Source organism: Cysteiniphilum sp. QT6929 (genome assembly GCF_030035755.1).
GTDB classification, from domain to species: Bacteria; Pseudomonadota; Gammaproteobacteria; order Francisellales; family Francisellaceae; genus Caedibacter; species Caedibacter litoralis.
Genome location: NZ_CP103983.1, coordinates 2209204 through 2232102 on the forward strand (window position 1 = coordinate 2209204; position 22899 = coordinate 2232102).

Below are 22899 nucleotides of genomic sequence, written 5' to 3' on the forward strand. Positions count from 1 at the left end.
GTTTTTATGATGAATATTTTAAATGTGCGATTGAAATTACTATTCAAGTCGTCACTGATTATTTTTGGCGGAGTTTATATGATCAAAGCGTATGCTTATGATGAGAGTAAACCAGATTCTGCAGTTGCAATAGAAAGTCTGCAAAGTGATCCAATACAATATCAGGATAATAAAAAACTGTGGGCTGTTGGTGTTGGTTCACTATTTTCACCAAACCCATACAAAGCGACAAAAGATAGTTATTTATTTTTTCCCATGATCAATTATAAAGGGGAGGACCTAAGTATTGTAGGTCCATATATTGGATATAAAGTCATTAAAAATAAATTTGCAAGTTTATCTGTCGAGGGTTTTTTATATCCTCAGACATTTGATCCAGCTAACTCTGACAATACACAATTATCACAGCTTAATAAAAGACACTATATGTTTATGGGTGGGATTTCTGGGCAAATAACGACACCATATGGCAGATTACAATTAGGATTAAATACTGATTTAACCGTTGGAACGCATGGTTGGATTGCTAATGTCCATTATACTAAGCCTTTGATTTTTGAGCATGGTAAGCATGATTTTGTGATTATTCCGGGCGCTGGTGTTATGTGGACTCAAGATAAAATACTAGATTATTATTATGGGGTTTCAGCTAGTGAATCACTTACCTCAGGGCTCCCTGAGTATACGGTAAAAAGTGCGTTTTCACCCTATATCTCATTATCATTAATTTATCGTTACAATAAAAACTGGTCTGTTGGATCAGCATTTCAGATTAATCAATTATCTACAACTGTCAAACATAGTCCAATGGTTGGAGAGTGGTATGTTTTTACTTCAGCACTTTCATTAACCTATTCATTTGGTTAAGACTAAATAATGGAGGATGCTACTAAAGCAGTAGGGTCATTTCAGAGTGGTCAACAAGCGTCATAAACATTGGGCTGAACAAGAAATATGGGAAGGTATGATTGCGGTTCTGGGTGGCGGGGTAAACGTATATTTACCTGATGTGTATTGTGATGTTCTGTTTTCTTGGTTAAATTTTAGTAAGCCAGTTTTCTGGCTGTTATATTTGTAAGAAATTATAAAAAAATTAAAATTAAGGGTTATTTTATGAATAAAAAAATTATCGTTTTAAGTTTATTGAGCGTTTTTTCAGAATCAGCTATTTGTGCTGCTTCTTACTCTCTTAAAGATTATCTTGCTAAATGTGATAAGAGCTCTAATTATGGTTATGATGCTTGTTTAAAAACAGCTAGCCTTGATGTTTCCCAAGACCATATTAAGGTGTTTTCATCACCTCCTCCTCTTGCTGCGCTATATCATCTGGGTTATCAACGGTCAGAACCACTCGATAATAATGGTCGAAAATTTTCTGGAATTAATACTCCTCATTATTCTATGAGTGTATTTTATGCTTTTGGTACATTTTCTCAAGGTCATAATGGGTCGGCTGGTGAGAGAGGTCAGTACGATAAGTGGTGTGAAGACTTAAATAATATTAAATTTGATGGCCATAGCAACTGGCGCCCAGCGAAAGTTTCTGAGTTAAAAGCCTTGTTTGATTTCTATGGTGATGTCTATAGAAGTTTGGGTTGGCCAGGTTATGTCTATCACCCGATAAATGATCAATACAAAGAATATTTTGATCCTAGTCAACAATCTACCATGGGATATTCATTTTATTGGTCTGATAGCAAGCTCAACACGCATGGTACTGCTAATTTCGAGTCAGTTAATTTATTTAACGGTGCTACCACTGCTACCCCTTATAATGATCGAGCAAAAAATGCTTCATGTGTTTCTGATCGACAACTTTCTCGTGCAACAACATATGAGAATGAAAACATTATTTTAGACAAAAAAAGTGAATTTACATTTTATGCAGAAAATCCTACAAAGCTTCAGGAACTATTTAATAAGTCTAAAAGAATAACTTTTGAAATCGATGATGAGAATTATATTCCAGAAATAATAATCCCTGCCAGTTTAAGAATAAATGAAGGGCAAGAGGTTGTTTTAATTCGAAAATCTAGAATGGGGGTAGTATTATCTTTTAATGATATTGAATCACTTATGCCACACAAATATTCAACAACGCTATTGCAATATCTTGATGGGAATTTTAATCAAATGAACTACAGTGCTGAAAATGTGATTATTGAAAGTGCTGATGATATCAAATTTTATAGTGATAATCCTTTGGCGATTCAACGTCTTCTTAACCTCTCTAGAAGAGTTACCTTTATCATAAACGATGATAATTGGGTTGGTAAAATTGATCTTTCTCAAATTCGGAGTGTAACACAGGGTCATGAGTTCATTATGATCAGAAAATCTAATTCTCCAGTTACATTATTTTTTAATAAAAGTAATTCACTAACACCTAATAAGCATGAGCCAGCCAGACTGTATTATGAGGGCAATGTCTTTAAAATCAACAAATACGCTCTTGATCATTTAGTTATTGATCAAAAAGCTGATTTTGAGCTTTATAACGAAAACCCTAAGCTTTTAACGGCGTTATTTAAAAAATATATGAACATAATCTTTAATGTGTCTGATGATAACTGGGTGCCAGAAATAATGTTACCAGATCTATCAGAAAATGAGATGGATGATGTATATCCCTCACCTGTTGGTGGTGAGAAGTTTATTTTTATCACTAATGCCAATAAAGAAACAAAATTAGTTTCTAGAAAAAATGAAGTTTTAAATTTTTCCCCAGACAAAAATACTAAAACAGTATATGTTCACAAAATGTCTGGGTATTCCAATGCTTTTATAAAAGCTAGCTCTGAGCTGTATATTCCCTCTTGCGCTAGTGAAAATAAATTATCACCAAATAGCACTGATAAATTATGTTTAAATTTTGAAAAAGCACATCAAATGTTATTTGTAGAGTCTCCAAAGACTGATGTTTTAAAACATTTAGGTTACACAATACAAAATATACCAAATAATCAAGGCAAAACGTATGCTCAATCATTCATAAGTAAAGTTGATGGGATCTCATATGCATTATTTAGGCAGGATGGGAAACTTGCCATGTATAACGGGGATGATCCAGATAATGGAAAATATGGACAGTTTGATAGATGGTGTCAGTATTTAGGGGAAATGGAGTTCTTGGGGAAAAAGAAATGGAGAAGGGCTTCAGCAAGTGATTATCTTAAACTTTTTAGAGATCATAAGAACTTTTTAAATTCGACATGGGTCACTGATATCAAATATTGGTCATCAGATTCCATTGGTTATAAAACGTTCTATTCGTTTGATTCTCAAAAAGGAATTGTAAACAGCTCTGAGCATCAATGGGATCTTCCTTTACGTGGATCATGCGTAGCCGATGATCTTTATAGGGAATTTGCGAGTTAATCTAATCTGATATAGATATCTCCAATCAGGCGTTTGGTCTATGATCACACCTTTCCATGCTTCGATTATGTAGGCCTTGACTGAGCATAAGTCGAAGCTTTTATCGAGGAGATATATAGATTAAAAGTATGACTATTAATAAGTCTATTTTAATTTTTTTGCTGACTTTTAAAACGATAAATTATTGCTAGGTAAATCCTAGTGAACCTAGTCTGCATTTATATTATAAGTTTAATTGATATGCTTACATCATCACTTGAGCATGTCAGTGAAATTTATAGTACAAAGTTTTTTTTTTGGGGTTTTATGGGGCGTTTAAATTTCGATAAAATAATTAAGAAAGTGAAGTGGGTGGGTGCATTATGTTTTGCATTTGCCCCCTTTAGTGTTGATGCAAACATTGGCGATGGACCTCGAGCCTACTTGCCACCGCCTGTTAACTCAACAATCGTCACTGTTTATGGCATGGGAATGGGCGCTGAATATGAAAGCTATTCAATGGCGCAAAATAAAAATATTGATGCTTATCTCGCTGTTGCGCAACTAACGCAGACGGTTGACTTATTTGGTTATTATGCAGCATTGACGGCAATACTGCCTTATGCTCAGACGCAGCTTAATATACCTCTAGGACAGAGGAACTTAAAGCGTCAAGCAAATGGTTTAAGCGATATCCAGTTATTATTTACATTAGGACTATATAATTTACCGCCATTGTCAATGTCAGAATATAGTGATTATCAGCCTGGATTTGCCCTTGGTGCTCTTGCGCGTTTGACATTGCCAACGGGTGAGTATGATAGCTCGAATTTAGTGAATATTTCTGAAAATCGTTATGCTATGCAGCTTGGTATAATAGCAAGTTATACTCTGGGGAGTTCTTTGCTTGATCCTAGGTTAATGACATTAGATTTGTTGCCGTCGATAACACTTTATAGTAATAATCGTGACTTTTATGGCATGACTAAAACACAAAAGCAGTCATATCAGTTAGAAGCGCATGTGACAAAAAATATAAAAGCATGGTTATGGGGATCACTTGATGGGATTTATTCTTATAGAGGCAGTGGCGAAATTATCGATGTTAATCAGATAGATGCTAAAGGTGTCATGTCATTTGGGGTGACATTAGGTGTCAACTTATTAGAATCATTTGGTTTAAAAGCAAGCTATGGTCGTTCTTTTGAATTGAATCAAGGCAATCAAGTAGATAGTTACTTTTGGCGTGTAAGCTTAACTTATATAAATATCAACTAGAAGACATATAAAATGAAAATTTTTAAGAGCACTATAGTGCAAAGAATGATAGCTGGATCAGCCTTGTTATCTTTGCTTGTCGGTGGTGGCAATGCAGTTACTAAGACGTTCAATCAAGATCAATTAAATACAGCAACAAAGGCGTATTTATATTTTTATCCATTGATTTCTATGGAAAAAACAAGAGAAATCATGTCATTAAAAGACAAAACATCAAAAGATGATAATTATTTGATAAACCGATTTCAACATAGCCGGAGTTTTCCTGATGCCCAATATAAAACAGTGGTACGTCCTAATTTTGACACATTATATTCCACGGCTTGGTTGAATCTAGACCAAGGTCCTTTGATATTGAGCTTCCCTGCAATCAAAGATCGTCATTTTTTGTTAGCAATTATGGACATGTATACCGATACCATTGCTGTGGCGGGTACTGGAAGTGTTAGTGAACACGCACAAGAAATAATAATATTACCTAAACATTGGCAAGGTGAAGTGCCAAAAAATATGAAAAGCATTCGCGCAACAACTGAAAACTTGTGGATCATTGGGCGGATTCAAACCAATGGTAAAGATGACTATGAAAATGTACATAAGCTGCAGGATCAAATAAAACTCCAACCATTGACACGAAAAACTTACAAAGCGGAGCCAGTGTCTTATTCAATTGATCGAGTAACAGCAACGGTATCACAAGTAGAGAATCTATCGGCAGATGAATATTTTAAACAAGCTTTTGAGTTGATGAGAGTCCATGGTGTGCATGCAAGTGATTGGACTTTTGTTGAGCAAATGGCATTAGCTGGAATGAATGAAGCTACTATTAAAGATAATAGCATGTCTACGCTCTTGAAAGAGGCAAAAACTCGTGCATTAGACTTGTTAAACGCATATAAAAATAAATCTGATAATGCATTAAAAAATGGCTGGAAAATTTCATTAAATGGTATTGGTGTATATGGCAACGATTATTTTTCAAGGGCATATATTGCGCGTGGTGGTCTTGGTGCGGTCCCCGCAGAATGGGCGGTGTATCCGGTTGCAATGGAGGATGCAGATGGCAACCCATTAAATGCAGTTAATAATTATACATTACATTTTGATGCTGATCAGCTGCCATCAAATCACGCTTTTTGGTCTGTGACAATGTATGACACAGATGGTTTTGCTGTTGCGAATGAGATCAATCGCTTTGCATTAGGGGATCGCGATGATTTGCATTTTAATGATGATGGCTCACTGACTTTATATATTCAGCATGATAAGCCGAGTGATGACAAAATAAGCAATTGGTTGCCGTCTCCCAAATCAGGAGAGATTAGTTTAACTATGCGAATATATGCCCCAGGCTATCAAGTACTATTGGGTTTATGGCAGCCGCCAAAGTTACATGCTTCTGCTTGAAATACATTCATTAGAATGAGCATTTATACTGAGATCAATTAATCACAATATTCACATTATGATCACGGTGACTTCAATGCTTTGTCATCGTGATTTTATTAAATATCAACAAAATAGGAGTCCAAATGAAAGGGGTAAAGAAGTTAGTTACAGCTATAGCAGTTATGGGATTTGTAAATTGCTATGCGTATGCTGCAGATTTAAATAGTCAGTCAATGAATGCGGGGCAGACAGTATCAACTGCAGTTGCTCAGTTAGGTAAAGGAGTGCCAGTTGCGGCTTCTACAGATAGGTATGGGTCTGAATTGTGGACACACCCTATTATTGTTATGCATGACGGCTCTACTTATGAGTTTGATACTTCTTGGAACTTTAAATATCATGGTAGTTTGAAAAATATGACTGGTTACCCTAAGGAAAAAGGAATTCCTGTAGCAGGTTTTGCAACGCCAGGTTATGATAATAGTAATCCATATGTGTATTATATTTTCCCCGATGGCTCCATGTATAAGTCAAGGGGGGTTGTTTATGGTTATTCTTGGTTTGATACTCAAAAAAATCTCTATGATATGGAGGGTTATCCACTTGCAAAAGGTCTTCCTGTTGCAGCATTTGAGTGGGGTAAAGCAAGTGATTCTTTTCGCATGATTATCTTAGCAGATGGTAGTGTTTATCGGTTTGATAAGGACTGGAAGTTTGAGGCGGATCCAGGTCTTGCTGGCGGCAATATTAAGAATGCCCCATATTACCCAAAAGATAAGGGCGTCCCTGTAGCTGCATATCAGTCTCCCAATAAACAAAATAGTCAAATTTATTTTATTTTTGCAGATGGTTCACATTATAAGATTGACGCTAATGCACGGCAACAATGGCGGTTCATTGAAGCACAACCAAATAGTATTTATCAAGAATCAGGTTACCCTAGGTTGACCAATGGCTTAAAAGTGGATCTATCATTAGAGCATGATATGAGTGTACTTGGCGGGACGTATAAAATTTATAATAACAGCAAAAACCAAGCGAGATTAAAAGTTAAGGCAAGCGTCTATAGCGAAAATGAATTTTATGAACGGACTTATTATGATTTTGATATCAGTCAGTTAATGGGCGCTTTAACACTGTATGATCAGCAAGATGACATGAAGCCACAACATTTTTCACTGCAGCGCAATGAATATTTTTTAGGTACGTTTAATCAAACGCGAGCACTCTCTTCGACTGTCGAGTTAGGTGAGTTGGTTAATTATGAATTAAAATCGTCAGATAAGATTGAGAAGTCTGGTTATATTTATTTTACTTCTGCAGCAGAGCAATATCACTTATATAATCTTTGTATTAAATATATGGAAGATAAGGATCGATCAAATGGTGGAAGTTGCAATAAACAGACGACTCTAGTGGAAGGAAAAGTTCCTCTTTCGTATGACTCATCAATGTTTTCATTGATTATACGTGGAGAAAAAAGTGCTGACTATATTGATACAATTAATACGTATACATTCAATTCGTCAGTTTTAAAGAGAATACATGCGGCTAAAGCAAGCAGCAGGGATTCTAAGATTATTGAATTAGATGCCAGTAAAAATACATTCCAGTTACGTGGTTCACATGTAAATGGTAAAAGCAGAATCATTCTGGTTGGAAATGAACAGACTACCATTCCAAATCCTGAAATTAATGATAATGGATGTATAGCCAACAACTTTCCATTAACTGTAGAAGATATGTACGGCAATACATCGACTTTTCCTATTAACTTTGGGTATGGATACTATCATTTATACGCTTATAATAGTAGCGTAAATATGACAAAACTAGCATGCTATTTTAATTGGTAAACTCAGCTAGTAAAAAGGAGTACATTTATGTTTAAGTTTAAAATATCAGTAATATTTTTATTGCTATCGCCAGTTTATGCTCAAGATTTAATGCTAGACGATAAAAAAAGAATTAATAGTAATGCTAAAGCTTCAATCACCAATGCTGCAGATAATGATGACCTACTGCAGCAAGTCGCCGCGTTAGGAAAACCTCCAGAAAAACAAAATATGTTAAGTGGTGAGAGCAATGATTTTAAAGAGGGTGAAAATAATAATTTACTAAGTAAATCATTGCGTTCATCTAGTCAAAGCGATGATCTTGTGTCGGATGCCTTTAGCTTTGGCACTTTAGGCAGGGTTGATGCACGTACAGGGACATATGATTTTAACTATGTCGTTGGACAAACAATTGATGACACTTCTTTAAATCAAGCATTTCAGTTACGCTTGCATTATCGTCAAGGTGTTAAAGTGGATAGCGGTTTTGGCAAAGGCTGGTCGCTTGGCTTGTCTTTTTATGATCAAAATACACAGACTTTGACTTTGGCAGGTGGTTTCTCGCAACGCATCGAATATCCATCTAACAAGCCACAATATTATAAGCTGAAAGACATTAAAATTCTGCCATTATCGGGTGACGACTTGTTTAAAGTAGTCTTTAAAGACGGATCGTATGAGATTATCGGTAACGATGGACGTATTAAAGCATCCTTTGGTGTAGATGGTAAAAAAACCTCGTTTTACTATAACGGTGGCAAGCTTACTCAAGTGCAAACAGGTAAAAATAGTATCCTTATCAGCTATGAAAAAAATCAAGTGACTATTACCAGTCGATCTCATCATGGTGTTGAGCGCAAAGTTATCGTTAATAAGGATATACAAGGCTATTTAGAGAACATTACCTATCAAGCAGAGCACGATTATAAAACACAATTTTTCTATGATAATAAAGGCTTAATTGAAAAAGTGATCGCACCAACGGGTGCTGCTGAAGAAATAACGTATCAGCGGTTATTGCGCCCACAATATAGTGGTGAGGTTTATGCTGTCAATGTACATAAGATCTTACCAGGATATGGTCAACCCACCATGCAAACACGGTATCAATTTGGCGATCAAAGTAATGGTAATTTAAATAATTTCACAGGCTATCCAGAAGCAAGTTATTTGAAAGATGAAGACAGTTTAGCGGAAATGAATGATAAATTTAGTTACTCCGTTAAAGTAATTACTGATGGTGCATCTACCGTGTATACCTATAATAAATTCCATTTATTGGAGAAGTCAGAAACCTTTGATGCTAAGGGTGGTTTGTTAACTAAAGAGGAAAAGAAGTATGATTTTTCACCTTATACTACTTTTGATCAATTGCCAAATAACTACCAATACCCGATTAGTGAGTCAACGAGTTACTACAATTTAAAGGATAATCGCGCTAATTTGCAGACTAAGTCTTCGCGTCCACCATTAACGGTTACCAGTAAGTACGATGACTATGGTAATTTACTAGAAACAACAGATGCCTATGGGATAAAAAAAGAGATTGTATACTGCGCAAGTAATAGTAATTCAGGCGGATGTGTTGCTGATCCTAATGGCTTTAAGCAATATATTTCTAAAGAAATTATTTATCCACAAGTAGGTAGTCACGAGTATCCACAAGTAAAAACCTATCAATATAAGCGTTTAAGTGATCAGCGTAATTTGATCGTTGCCGATGTCATCAAATCTGGTTATCTCAAAGAGGGTAGCATCAACTATATTTCAGAGAAAACCTTTGAATATAATGATGATATCAACTCTGCTTTTTTTGGCATGTTGCGTGCAGAAAAAACCAAGGATCTCACACATAATTCAAGCAATAAGCTTAAAGAAATTAACAAAACCTATACCTATGCGAAAGAGTCTAACGGGCAACTGAAACAGATAAGCACTCTGGTGAGTAAATCGGCTGAAGGAGCGGATCAATCCGTCAGTTCAAAGCGTATATTAGATGGCTATACTGGGCAGACATTGCGCGCTGAAGATGGTGTGGGTAATAAGGTTGAGATGAGCTACGACTTATTAGGGCGCTTGACAAAACAAGTTATTGCAAAAGGCACAGAGTATGAGGCGAGTACGACGAACCAGTATGTATATAGCAAAAACACTGAACTAGCCTTAATAACAACCGATGCCAATGGATTTCAGATGAAAGTGCAAATGGATGGTTTAGGGCGTGAAATTGCTAAATATAAACAAAAAGTAGATGCTAATGGTCGTTTGATTACTGATCAGTTTGTCCAATTATCAAAGACAGGCTATAACGCGCAAGGGAAAGTGGCTGAAGTAATTGCTTATGACACGGATATTTCAGGCAGTATTGTCGAGTATAAGGTGAGTTATGTTTACGACGCTTTAGGTCGAAATATCACAACAATCAACCCTGATGGCAGTCAAGCGCATGTGCTGTATGATGACGTTAATAATACTAAACGTCAGTGGTTGGAAAAAGGTAATCAAAAATCGCGTATGACTGAAACGGTGCTTGATAAGGTGAACAATCCTATCATTGAACGCGTTATCAGTGCTGATGGCAGTAAGATTTTAAGCGAAGTACGTTATTTTTATGATGGATTTGGTCGTTTAATTGAATCTGAAGATGCTAGTGGTCAGCACACCGTGACACATTATAACGAGATAGGTGAAGTTGACTATATCACTTTGCCAACGGGTGATCAGACGCATAAAAGCTATGATATGCTTGGCAATGTCATTGAAATTGGTGTCAAGCCCAAAGATCAAGCGAAGAAAATATTAGCTAAACGCTACTTTGATGATCGTGGCTTATTGCTGTGGGAAGAAAATACCGAAGGTGTTAAAGAGAAGTATCAATACGACAAAATGGGCAACCCAATCAAAATGACTAATCGTTATGGGCATATTGTTGAGACTAAAATTGATCGTGTACTGCAATTACCAGTCAAGAGCTATGTGGTGGGAGATAATCATTATAATGTGGATTATGATTACAATGAAGTCACAGGACAGTTGCGAGCCCTCACTGATAAAACAGGTGTTAAAAGCTACGCATATACCGCCGAAGGTCGTCTGCAAAAAGAGACGTATAAGCCGAAAAATCAAAATGAAGTAACGGCAGAGTATCGCTATAGTCGTGCAGGCAATGTTTTAAGCTTTAAAGACTATGTCGGCAATGTGAGCCAATATCACTATGATAATATGGGTAAAGTGATTGCGGTAGACTATAAATACGCAGGCAAAGAATCTTTTATCAAAGATTATATGACCTATCACTATGATGATCTGGGTCGCTTACAGAAAAAAACGATTGATGGTATCACAACAACGTTTAGTTATGATGATAAGATCAATAAAACAGGCTTTTTAATTTCTCAGGTAGATAAGCTTTCTGAAAATGATGCGTTACCTATCAACACCCTTGAGTATGAGTTCACAACCATTAAGCGCAATATTGATGGTCAAACACATGAGTACTACACAGGCAATATTGCTAAGAAAACAAGGGGAGATAAAGCCAATCAAAAGTCAATTGAAAGTTATTTTTATGACCTAATGAATAACCTTGTTGACTATCAGTGTCAAGGTGCTTTATGTCCCAAAGATCAGCTAGGCAATACGGTATTAAGAGAAGAATATACATTTGACGCATTTAATAATATTAGCAATGTTAAGCAAACGTATGTTGATAAAAATACCTTAGTCAATGCTGTTAATACAACCACTTATTTTTATGATCAAAATAATCCTGCTAAGTTGGAGAAATACACCAATAGTCAAAGCCAATATGGCAACAGTCAAACGATTAAATATGATATTGCAGGCAGTATTATTAGTGATGAGCAAGGCAATAGCTTAGCTTATGATAAATTGGGGCGCATGGTATCCTTTACGGCAAAAGGAGCCAGATCGGGAGAGGCGATTCGCTATGGTTATAATGCTCAGGGTGAGCAGATTTGGCAAAAGGTACCTAATCAGGAAATGCTATCTCTTTACTATATTGGTGGCGTATTGAGTCACGAGTCACAAGATGGTCAATGGCTTAGTTATCTCTCTGGTAATAGTATGCATGGACGTATTAAGCAAGACAATTCCAAAGCGATTATGGATATACGTTATTACATTTATGACTATGCAGGTAGCGTGCTGTATGACATCGAAAAAAGTAATAATAAACTGAGCATAGCAAGTCAGAAAGCTTATACGCCTTATGGTATTGCTAGTGATTTAATGTCAATAAATAGCAGTGGCACAGAGGTGTTAATAGATCAATTTGCCATCGGTTATAATGGGCAACGTACGGAAGCAGTAACAGGATACCAGCATTTGGGTAATGGCTATCGTGCATATAGCCCTATGCTTAAGCGCTTTATGGCATATGATAATATGTCACCTTTTGATAAAGGCGGTATTAATGGGTATATTTATCCCAATAATCCAATTGCCTACTCTGATCCAACGGGACATTTTTGGGGTTGGATTGCTGGAGCCATTGGTGCGGTAGTTGGTGCCGTTGTTGGTGCGGTGACAGGTGTTATTCAAGGGGCAATTACCGGTGACTATAGTGGTGTGTGGAAAAATGCTATCTCTGGTGCCGCTGCGGGCTTTGTCGCAGGGGCGATGACCGATCCAACCAGTATGTCAGCAGCAGCCGTTGTTGGAGTTGCTGCATTATCAACGCTAGCAGGCAGTGCGGCAGGTTTTGCCGTAGATCTTGCCTCAGGCAGTAGTATTAAAGATGCGGCAATAACAGCAGGTGTTGGCTTTGCGGTAGGTATGGCTACTTTTGGTATTATGAAAGGAGCAGGAGCCGCAGTGGGTCGTGCTGCAGCAACATCAGCAGGTAAGGCTATTGGTAGTGCGGTAGGGCGTGTAACTCGTCCAATCACACAGGCGGTAAATAACTTTCGATCATCGGTAAGTAAGGCGCTGACACCTAAACGCATGTGCTTTGCTGCAGGTACTTTGGTATTAACCAATATTAGTGAGTCAGGTGAGCAGTCATATAAAGAGATTCAAGATATTGAGTTAGGTGACCAGGTGGTGACAGCTATCGATGCAGATATTGATATTAACGCACCGGTTATTGAATGGTCTGGTTATAGTAAATCTTTACAGACAGATCAGTTAAATGATCAATTAAACTTATCTAGCGAATATAACGATAATGTTATAATTCTATCACCTGAAGCTGAGGACTTAGAGGACGCAGCATAATGAGGAAGTATTTTATATCGATGCTATTTTTGACGCTACCTTTAGTGTCATCGGCGCATAATTATGATGCTACTGATATTAATCCTACATCATGGAAGCAAGTGGAACTTAAATATTCAGATATTATTGATGGCAAAGCGTATCCCGCAGAAATCAAGTTATTACGCCCTATTCAATGGCTTGAAGAAAATGGTATTGATCAAGTGGGCAAAAGAGCCGTTTTTTCATTACCTGAGTTTGGCATTGATCAGGTGGAGGTAACGGTTACTGATATAACGGATACCAGAATAGACACAAAAGCAGATGATTGGCGTAAAGAAAAAACAAAAACGGTGATTGGTACATTTAAGCGTTATGCACAAGATGTTCGAACCTATACTTTTATAGATGACAATGGCAATACTGAACAGATTAATGCAACGCCAAATCATCCTTTTTATGTGGTTGATAAACAGGCTTATATTGCAATAGATGATATTGAGGATGGTAATGAGCTTATTAGTCAGAGTGGTCAAAAAGTTAGATTAGTTTGTCTTGATGTGAATCAAAAAAGTTGTGGTAAACGAGTGAGTAATCAGGTTCCTGTAGTGGTTTATAATATCGAAGTGATAGCGCAGCATATATATTACGTTGGGAAGTATAATACATTAGTACATAATATTGGATGTGGTATTGATTTAGAGTTAGGTAGTACTAGTTTAAAAGGTGCGTCTAACCAAAAAGTCGGAAAATTTATTAATCAATATGTTAATAAACATGTAACCAAAAGTTTTACTCGAGAAACTTTAAAGCGAGAAGTAGCGTATGGTGAGCCATTACACGAAATGAATAAGCGATCATATGCTTTTCGAGATAATTTGATTGAGTTTGGTAAAAGATCTTCACCAAAAGAGGTAAATAATGATTGGGCGAGATATACAAAAATGACAGGGTATGGAGATTGTGAGGCGATGGCGTGTCTTGGACGACTAGCGGCTGAAACCGCGGGATTTGATCGATCAATCAATATGGAGTATGTTGCAGGGCATCGCCTTTTAAGCATTGGGTCTGGAAGATCAAGATATATTATAGATCCGTGGGCAAATACGCATGGATATTTGGCACCAAATGGCTACGAGCTTATAGATACAGGTTTGGGTTTCAGAGGAAGGGTGTTTTCACAATAAAATTTGCAGAAGCGTTAATTTTGGTTTACATATTTAATTTAATCTATTGAAGGAGTTTTGTTTGAAAGTTTTAATGTTTATATCTTCAGCTTTGTTATGCACGAATGTTATTGCCTCAGAAAATTCTGAAGTGTCAAAAGGTAACAGAGTGTTAAAAAGTACAAAAAGTGAAATGACACACAATCGTTATATACAATCGGTTGATAATAAGGGGTTAACATGGCTTGCGCCCTTTAGCGCAGATGAGGCAATGAAAGCTGGCTTTTATCCTGATAGTACATTTAGTGATAAGTATGGGACTAAAATGAATGTTGCTGTTTTTCAATATCAAAGAGCAAAATATTTTTGTGACAACCTCTGGTATATGGGTTATAGCGATTGGCGTTTACCAAGTAAATACGAGCTATCAGATTTTGCCAAAGCGAACTATCCTATTAGTACTTATCCACTACAATGGCCGGCAAGCCAGCATTATGTTTCTTCAACGATTATGGGGTCTAAAGTATACTTTTATGATTTTGTCGGTAATAGAGAAACTTCAAGTTATACCGCTTATAATCCAAGTGGTTATGCCGCATGTGTACGCAACTTAAATTAATTTATCAGATTGATAGACTCAATCGCTTAGTGTAAATAGGAAATTATCATGTATTACTACCCTAAATTATTTGGCAGTTTTTTGCTGTTTGGACTGTTGGTCTCGCGCTTGAGTTTTGCAGCATCGTCTCAAGTCACAAATTATGATTTGATGTCAATCACACCTAAAACATGGCAGCAAGTGACACTTAACTATACAGATTTGATTGATGGACAATTCTATCCTGCTGAAATAAAGTTACTGCGTCCCATCAAATGGCTTGAAGAAAATGGTATTGATCAAGTAGGGAAACGATCTACTTTTTCATTGCCAGAGTTTGGTATTGATCAGGTGGAAGTAACGGTTACTGATATAACGGATACCAAAGTAGATACACAAGATACTGATTGGCGTAAAGAAAAAACAAAAACAGTAATAGGCACATTTAAGCGTTATGCACAAGATGTTCGAACCTATACTTTTATAGATGACAAAGGCAATATTGAACAGATTAATGCAACACCAAATCATCCTTTTTATGTCGCTAATCAACAGGCGTATGTTGCGATAGAGGATATTACTATAAATGATAGTTTAATTAGTCAATCAGGAAAACTTTTGCAATTAATATGTAGTGGCGAGCAAATATCAAGTTGTGGCAGATCCTACTATCAAGGTGATCATCCAATTATTGTGTATAATTTTGAAGTGCAGTTAGATCATGTTTACTATGTTGGGAAAAATAAAGTACTTGCACATAATGCTTGTGTTCCTCCTGAGTACGAATTTTTAGGTTATCACGGAACTAATTTAAAAAATGCTCAAAGCATTGTAGACTCAGGCCCCTCTATTAAAAGAATTGGTTCTTCAGCAGGGACAGATGGTGGTGAAGGTTTTTATATAGCGAAAGATTATAGATTAGCCAATGACTTTGCAGAAAATGCTTCACATAAAATGACAACTAAGAAGACACAGTTCGGACCAGTAGATACTGCTGTAAGAAGAGATGGTGATGAGGGTAAGGCTGTTGTGCTCATGATTTACGGGAAAAGAACTCAAACATATGATTTTAATGTTATGAATCAAAGCCATTCATGGCAGCTTAAAATGTTTAGTCCTGAACTTAGCCCTTTTGATTTACAAATGGTTGTTAAGCCTAATCAATTTCAATATATAAAAGCCGAAATATATACACCTTCAAACAGCAAACATCAGTTACCGCTTTGGCGACCTCATGAATCACCCTTTTAACATTGTGCTGAAATACTAACAGGTGTTAACTATGTTCTCTAATTGTTCACAATTTTATATTCCTGCACCACAAACCCATTAACTGAGCGTGTGTTGCTATCAAAGGAGACACCAATTTGGTAGATCGGCAGATTAAGGTGTACGAATTTTTGTGCATAGTTTTTGTCAATAATCTGTGCGAGTGCTTCCTGACTTAGGTCTTTAGCATTAGCTACTTTAAACTCAAATAAGATTACTTTGTTTTGTGGCATATGTATTGACATATCAATGCGACCTTGTGAGGTTGTGTCTTCAAGTGTCACTTTGTAACCCAAAGCCATAAAATAGCTGTAGATAATAGCGCAGTAATAAGCTTCATAGTTGTGTATTGGCGCATTGCTGTAAAAATGATAAGGGATGGTGCTAAAAAAGCTTTGAATAGCTAATTTGAAGTGTTGCCAGTCATCATTGAGCAATGCCTTATTTAACTGTACCTGATTGCTATTAGCATCCTCAGTTGCCGTGCCAATTGTCGCGAGATGCCGATTGAGTGAAGTTTTAACTTCAAAGTTTGGATAACCTAAGCGATACCATAGCTCTTCGCCATAGTGAAAGGCTTCTTTAATCGTTAAGTAGCCAGCCTGTAACATGAGTGCGGGGATTGGGATGTTATTAACATCAATGGAATTAATGAAGTCTAAATTTGCTTCATAGTTTTCAAGGGTTGGCACAATCTCACGACGAGCAGCAATGAGCTTTACTAGGAAGCTAGGTGTGCCTGTTTCAAACCAGTAATTTTTATATTGTTGCCCATTGCTTAGGAAAAGGAGAATATCAAAAGGATTGTAGACCTTTTGTGCTTCAGTGCCTGCGAAGTTGTAGCCGTTATACCACGCTTTAAGTTTAGAAAGATCGGTATTGTGTAGATCATCACGAAAGCTATCTTCAAGCTCAGCTTGTGTATAGCCGCAAATATCGGCATATTTATGGTGAAGTGAGATATCCTCAAGATTATTTAAACCACTGAATAAACTGACCTTTGAAAACTTGGAAACACCTGTTAAAAAGACAAATCGCAAATGTGCATCATTGTCTTTGATGGTGCTATAGACGCCTTTGAGTATTTCACGATTACGTATGGCTTTTTCTGGTTGATCAATGACATCCAAAATGGGTTTGTCATATTCGTCAATCAGTAGCACAACACGTTGTTGGCATTTCTCAGAAAGCGCTTTAATCAATGCATCAAACTGCAGGTTTAAGGTAAGTGGTGGCAGTTCAATATGATGGTGTTTTGCGGTGTTATGTAGTGTTTGCTTAATGATTTGTAATAACGTTTCTTCAGCATTGACTGATTGTGAACTACCAAAGCTTAAGTGAATGATAGGGTGTTTGTTTTGCCAGTCCCATTTGTCTTCAATATAAAGTCCGTTAAACAGTGATTTATTTCCTTCAAAAAGTGCTTTCAATGTATTAATTGTCAGACTTTTGCCAAAGCGGCGTGGACGCGATAAAAAGTAGTATTTTCCAGAGCTTACCAAGTTGGCAATATGCTTTGTTTTATCAATGTAGATGGCATTGTTTTCTCTGATTTCTTGGAGCGTTGAATAGCCAATAGGCAATTGTTTGTAAGGTCTGGTCATAAGACACAACGTCAGGTGCTTGGAGCTTATTCAGTAGTGTAGCAAATGCCCTTTATAAAGGTGAAGTGTTTTCTTTAGTGGCAATTAATTTCACCGCAATACATAGACCTTGCTCATTAGATGTTGCCGAGATTTCACCTTTATGTAGTTCAATAATTTTCTTGCAAATGGTAAGCCCCAAACCGTGTCCTTGACTGTTTTGCTCGCTATGCAAGTTTTTATAATGTGCGAGAAAAAGTTTATGAATCTTGTCTTGAGGGACACCAGGTCCTGTGTCTTGAAAACGTATCACTAACTTGTTTTGTGCTATATCGCAGTCAATGCTGCAATGCTTGGCGTATTTAATCGCGTTATTGGTGATATTGCCAAAGGCGCGATAGAGTAGCGTCTCATTGCCATGCACAATATAGTCTTTTGTTGTATTGATGCTTATCTTATCAGGGTGTTGCTGTTTAAGGCGCATGAAAATCGTATTGATCTTAAAGCTCGTATCTTGGGTGCTTTCTTGGTAATAGCTAACGGTCGCTTTAATAAGCTCATCAATCTCATCTAAATCAGCTGGAACTTGATCAAGCTCATACTCTGTTTGTAAGCGTACTTTGGCGCGTGCTAGCGGTGTTTTGATATCATGAAAAAGAGTGGCAAGAATCATGGTTCGCTCAGCGATAAGGTCTTTGACTTTTTGCTCTAAGGCGTGCTTGGTTTTGCCAAGGAATGATCTGTTGTTATTGCCATTGCCAAGTTCATAAATGGATTGTCTAAATAGTTTTAAGCCGCTATAGATAATTAAATAAATGATCATAAACATAAAAATAAAACGCAATATAATGGCAATGATGACCACTGGATCAATCCAAGGGTTGTGGGGCTTAAAGTTGAAAAATACCCATTTATCAGCATTTGGATAGTATTGATCAAAGGATAGTTGTTTGTGTGTTTTAAAATACTCGATCATTTGATCATAGGTATGTAGCTCTGGGTGATCACTGATATGCGAATGTACTTCAATAGATACTGAGTTTCGAGTAATTTGTTCATAAGTTTGAATGGCAAGCTCAAGCTCACTGGCATCGAGCTTTACCATGGCGTCACGGATAGCGATTAAATCTTTAATCACGCGATAATGATGTTTTTGATCGATGACATCTTTATATAAGCTTTTAATCATCAGTGTGCTTTGAATAACCAACACGATGCAAGCACCTATAAAAATACATAGCATCCAGATTGAATAACACTGTTTTGAGTTTTTCATCATTCTTCCTACTTAATCCTGCTCACAATTTCCCAGTGACTATGACCGTGCACAGTATAACAAAATTTTAGCAAGGTTTAGCAAAGTTGATACAATTATATTTCACTTGTAAATGATTGTGCAGAGGGGTGTGCGAGCTCAGACTTAAAGCAATAAAGGCTGTAAAATGGACCGTGGTGAGTATACAATAGCAAACTGCGTATCCAACCTAAACGGTGAAAATAAAGTCATGCAAGCACAAGAAAAGCAAGAAAAGCAGGAAAAGAATGTTATTCATACCGATATTTTGGTAATCGGTGGCGGGGTTAATGGAACAGGGGTGGCTGTTGATGCCGCATTAAGAGGTTTAGATGTTACATTATGTGAAGCAAAAGACTTTGCTTCAGCGACATCATCAGCCAGTAGTAAGCTTGTGCATGGCGGGTTACGTTATCTAGAACAGTATGAGTTTAAGCTCGTCAAAGAAGCCTTAAAAGAGCGTGAAGTATTACTCAAGAAAGCGCCACACATTATCCATCCTTTGCGCTTTGTTTTACCGCATGCCAAACATTTGCGTCCGGTGTGGATGATTCGTATTGGTATGTTCTTATATGATTTTCTCGCGGGTAAAATGTCATTAAAGAAGTCGCAAAAAATATCATTAGTCAATACCCTCGAAGGTAAGAATCTTATTGATGATTTCAGTGTTGGTTTTGCCTATTCTGATTGTCGGATTGATGATGCGCGTATGACGATGCTTAATGCACAACAAGCCAAAGCGCATGGCGCTAAAATCTTGATGCCATATCAATGTGTCGAGGTGAAAAAGGTGAAAAAGGCAGAAAATAGCTGGCAGGCGAAACTTGTAAATGGTATAGGTGATGAAGTAATGGTGCTAGCTAAAGCCGTTGTTAATGCCGCAGGACCTTGGGTTGCGGATGTTATTCATGACGTGTTAGAAACGAGTTCTAAATCGGCAGTGCGCCTGATCAAAGGCAGTCATATTGTCGTGCCTAAGTTGTACGAGGGTGATCATGCCTATATCCTGCAAAATGCCGATGGTCGGATTGTCTTTGCGCTACCATATGGTTTCACCAGTGAACATGATAATGAATTTACCTTGATTGGCACGACGGATGTTAATTATCAAGGTGATCCACGCGATATTGCCATTAGTCAGGAAGAAACTGATTATTTGTGTCAACTGATCAATGGTTATTTCAAAAGCAAAATTGCACCAAAAGATATTATTTGGAGCTATGCTGGTGTGCGTCCATTGTATGATGATCATGCTAAGGATCCGTCTAAAATCACGCGTGAATATCATCTAGAGCTTGAAGATGATCAAGGTGAATTACCGGTATTATCAATCTTTGGTGGTAAGATTACGACGTATCGCACATTATCCAAACATGTTGTGGATAAGTTGATTCCTTTTTTCCCAGAAATGCAGGCGTGCACAACGGATAAAGTGGCAACACCAGGTGGTGAGGCAAGCTCATTTGCTGAGATTTTGATGAAGCTAAATGCAGCTTATCCATGGCTTCAAGATAAACATAGTTATCGCTTAGCATCATCATATGGTATGCAAAGTATTGATGTGTTAAAGGATGCAACATCTTATGATGATCTAGGTATATGTTTTGGATATAACCTTTATCAGCAAGAGGTTGAATATTTGATTGAACATGAATGGGTGCGTGATGTTGATGCATTATTATGGCGTCGCAGTAAACTTGGGTTATGGCTGAAGAAAGATGAAGTAGCGCAATTGACACAATGGTTAGAAAAGCATTTAAACAAAGGAAATTAAATGGAAAGCAGTTTTAAAAAAGTCCCAAAAACTGGAGTGATTTATGTTATGTCCAAGGCGCAAGCGCATGGTTTTTATTATGGCAATCCTGAGTGGTCTAATTTAGGGCAAGGCGCGCCTGAAACCGGAGATATGCCAGAGAGTCCTGCACGTTTAAAAGATATTTCATTAGATCAAATCTCAGCTGAGTATAGCCCTGTCGCAGGTGACATTGAGCTTAGAAAAGCAGTGGCTGAGCTATATAACCAGCGCTATCGCTTTGATAAAAAATCACAATATACTTACGAAAATGTCGCCATTTCGTCGGGCGGTCGCTCAGCGCTTTGTCGGATCGCTGCGACGATGAATAATATTAATCTTGGGCATTTCCTGCCAGATTACACTGCTTACGAAGAGTTATTAAATGTCTTTGGTGGCTTTGTGTCGATGCCGGTTTCTTATCGCATTGCTGATGGTTTTAAGCCTGATGTTAATGAGATGGAAAAAGCAATGATTAATATGGGCTTGGGGGCAATGCTGTTATCTAATCCATGTAATCCAACAGGACAGATCATTATTGGTGATGAGTTAAAACAATTGATTGATTCAGCAAAAAAGATTGGTTGTGCGATGATTTTTGATGAGTTTTATTCACATTATTTATATGATCAAAATCAAAAAACATTAAGTGCTGCTGCATATATCAAAGATGTAGAAAAAGACAATATTCTCATTGTCGATGGGTTGACCAAAAACTGGCGATATCCAGGATTACGTATTTCATGGACATTAGGTCCAAAAGAAGTCATTGAGGGTATTGCTTCAGCTGGGTCATTTTTAGACGGTGGTGCGGTACACGCAATACAAAAGGCCGTTGTGCCATTACTGGATCTCAAACACGCTGATCAAGAAGCGGATTCGATTCAGAGTGAGTTTGTTAAAAAGCGTGATTATATGGTATCACGTCTTAAGGAAATGGGCTTTGTGTTATCAAGAGTGCCAGAGGGTGGTTTTTACTGCTTTGCCTCTTTGGAAAACTTGCCAGAGAGTCTTGCTGATGGCATGAAATTTTTCAAAGCTTTATTACAATACAAAGTGATCTGTGTGCCTGGTGAGTTCTTTGATGTCAACCCCGGCCAACGTCGCAAAGTCGTGAATACGCGTTTAAAGAAATATGTGCGCTTAAGCTTTGGCCCAAGCTTTGATGAGATTAAGCTGGGCTTGGATAGAATACAACAGATGTTGAGGGAAGCTGTTTAGTTATTATTGGCTTGGTTATTCTTTTGACATACTTTTGCGTTGATCAGCCTCTGTTAATACTTGTAATAAAGCAGTATTAAGGAGCGTTGACAGTGATTTTTTATGTTCAAATAAGCATTGATAACTAATCGTAATATCAATAAGTTCTGGTTTATCAATATCCGGTTGCTCATAAAGACTAACTGTTGTTGATGTCAGCGTGTTTAATTGCGATTTATTCAGTGTCTTAAGATGGTCAGTAAGCTCTTTATCTAGCATGGTTTTTAACTCAGTGATCTTAAGATGTGTATATTGTGCATAAGTCACTTTAAATTGAATTTTACCCTTAAAAGGAACCGCAGGTTGTGAGTAGTTGATAATAACGCCAGTAATGGCGGTGGCATTTGGGATGCGAATGTATTTGCCTTTGGTTTTTTTGTCACTTGGCGGGTATTCAGCTAATGTGTAATACAAAGGTCCCAAGCGATAGACGTATCCTTCTTGACCTTGCACTTCGATATAATCCCCCTCACTAAAAAGATCGCGCCACATGATAATAAACGAGCCAATAAAATTCATAATGGTTTCTTTATTAGCAACTACTAAACCCGCGCCGACCAAACCTAATGCAGTGAGAATGTGACTAAAATCACTAACCCATATTTTTATCAAGCAAAAGACAAAAATAGCAATCAATAGATAGCGAAGACGTGACAGTTTGCGCTTGAGTTTGGTTGCATTATCAATTTTCCGTGTAAAATACCACTGCAAAAACCGATATAAAAAATATATCAATAGCGCAATAGCGATGCTTTGTATTGAGCCAATAATTAAGTGATGTGAGAGAAAGTTATAAATTGTCACACTAAACTCCATGTTATCCGGATGTTAAATAGTATAGGTCAGAAATAAACTTGCTGT

General features: G+C 37.2%; 14 protein-coding genes. 11 read left to right on the plus strand and 3 right to left on the minus strand.

Annotated elements, in window-relative coordinates; genetic code table 11:
- Positions 1–6 precede the first annotated feature (6 nt).
- From NYP54_RS09660 to NYP54_RS09700, 9 genes are all read left to right on the plus strand, one after another.
- Positions 7–867: a MipA/OmpV family protein gene (locus NYP54_RS09660; protein WP_283156331.1), complete on the plus strand. Its 861-nt coding sequence runs from the start codon at positions 7–9 to the stop codon at positions 865–867.
- Positions 868–1113: 246 nt separating this feature from the next.
- Positions 1114–3378 carry a hypothetical protein gene (locus NYP54_RS09665; RefSeq protein WP_283156332.1) on the plus strand — a complete coding sequence of 755 codons (2265 nt, stop codon included), beginning with the start codon at positions 1114–1116 and terminating at the stop codon, positions 3376–3378.
- 240 nt (positions 3379–3618) lie between these two features.
- On the plus strand, positions 3619–4635 hold the full coding sequence (locus NYP54_RS09670; RefSeq protein WP_283156333.1) for a transporter: 1017 nt from the start codon (positions 3619–3621) through the stop codon (positions 4633–4635).
- A gap of 45 nt (positions 4636–4680) precedes the next feature.
- A complete protein-coding gene (locus NYP54_RS09675; RefSeq protein ID WP_283157528.1) occupies positions 4681–6042 on the plus strand; it encodes a DUF1254 domain-containing protein in 1362 nt (453 codons plus the stop codon).
- Between the two features lie 125 nt (positions 6043–6167).
- Positions 6168–7880 carry a hypothetical protein gene (locus tag NYP54_RS09680; protein WP_283156334.1) on the plus strand — a complete coding sequence of 571 codons (1713 nt, stop codon included), beginning with the start codon at positions 6168–6170 and terminating at the stop codon, positions 7878–7880.
- Positions 7881–7907: 27 nt separating this feature from the next.
- A complete protein-coding gene (locus NYP54_RS09685) occupies positions 7908–13097 on the plus strand; it encodes an RHS repeat-associated core domain-containing protein (protein WP_283156335.1) in 5190 nt (1729 codons plus the stop codon).
- Positions 13097–14263: a polymorphic toxin-type HINT domain-containing protein gene (locus tag NYP54_RS09690; protein ID WP_283156336.1), complete on the plus strand. Its 1167-nt coding sequence runs from the start codon at positions 13097–13099 to the stop codon at positions 14261–14263. Before NYP54_RS09685 ends, NYP54_RS09690 begins: the two co-directional genes overlap by 1 nt.
- A 61-nt stretch (positions 14264–14324) precedes the next feature.
- Entirely contained in the window at positions 14325–14861 is a 537-nt protein-coding gene (locus tag NYP54_RS09695) for a hypothetical protein (protein WP_283156337.1), read from the plus strand.
- Between the two features lie 108 nt (positions 14862–14969).
- Complete coding sequence (locus tag NYP54_RS09700) at positions 14970–16091, plus strand: polymorphic toxin-type HINT domain-containing protein (RefSeq protein WP_283156338.1); 1122 nt, start codon at positions 14970–14972, stop codon at positions 16089–16091.
- A 38-nt stretch (positions 16092–16129) separates the two neighbouring features.
- On the opposite strand, the gene NYP54_RS09705 is transcribed toward NYP54_RS09700, so the two are convergent.
- On the minus strand, positions 16130–17713 hold the full coding sequence (locus NYP54_RS09705) for an ATP-binding protein (RefSeq protein ID WP_283156339.1): 1584 nt from the start codon (positions 17711–17713) through the stop codon (positions 16130–16132).
- 52 nt (positions 17714–17765) lie between these two features.
- Positions 17766–18968 (minus strand): HAMP domain-containing sensor histidine kinase, encoded by a 1203-nt coding sequence (locus tag NYP54_RS09710; RefSeq protein ID WP_283156340.1) that lies wholly within the window; start codon positions 18966–18968, stop codon positions 17766–17768.
- 166 nt (positions 18969–19134) lie between these two features.
- On the opposite strand from NYP54_RS09710, the gene glpD reads away from it, so the two are divergent.
- Positions 19135–20760: a glycerol-3-phosphate dehydrogenase gene (gene glpD, locus NYP54_RS09715; protein WP_283156341.1), complete on the plus strand. Its 1626-nt coding sequence runs from the start codon at positions 19135–19137 to the stop codon at positions 20758–20760.
- The gene (locus NYP54_RS09720; RefSeq protein WP_283156342.1) at positions 20761–21999 is read left to right on the plus strand and encodes a pyridoxal phosphate-dependent aminotransferase; all 1239 of its coding nucleotides are present in this window, start codon (positions 20761–20763) and stop codon (positions 21997–21999) included. It abuts the gene before it with no gap.
- A gap of 15 nt (positions 22000–22014) precedes the next feature.
- Here the strand turns inward: NYP54_RS09720 and NYP54_RS09725 are convergent, their stop codons facing one another.
- A complete protein-coding gene (locus NYP54_RS09725; RefSeq protein WP_283156343.1) occupies positions 22015–22842 on the minus strand; it encodes a mechanosensitive ion channel domain-containing protein in 828 nt (275 codons plus the stop codon).
- Between the last annotated feature and the right edge of the window lie 57 nt (positions 22843–22899).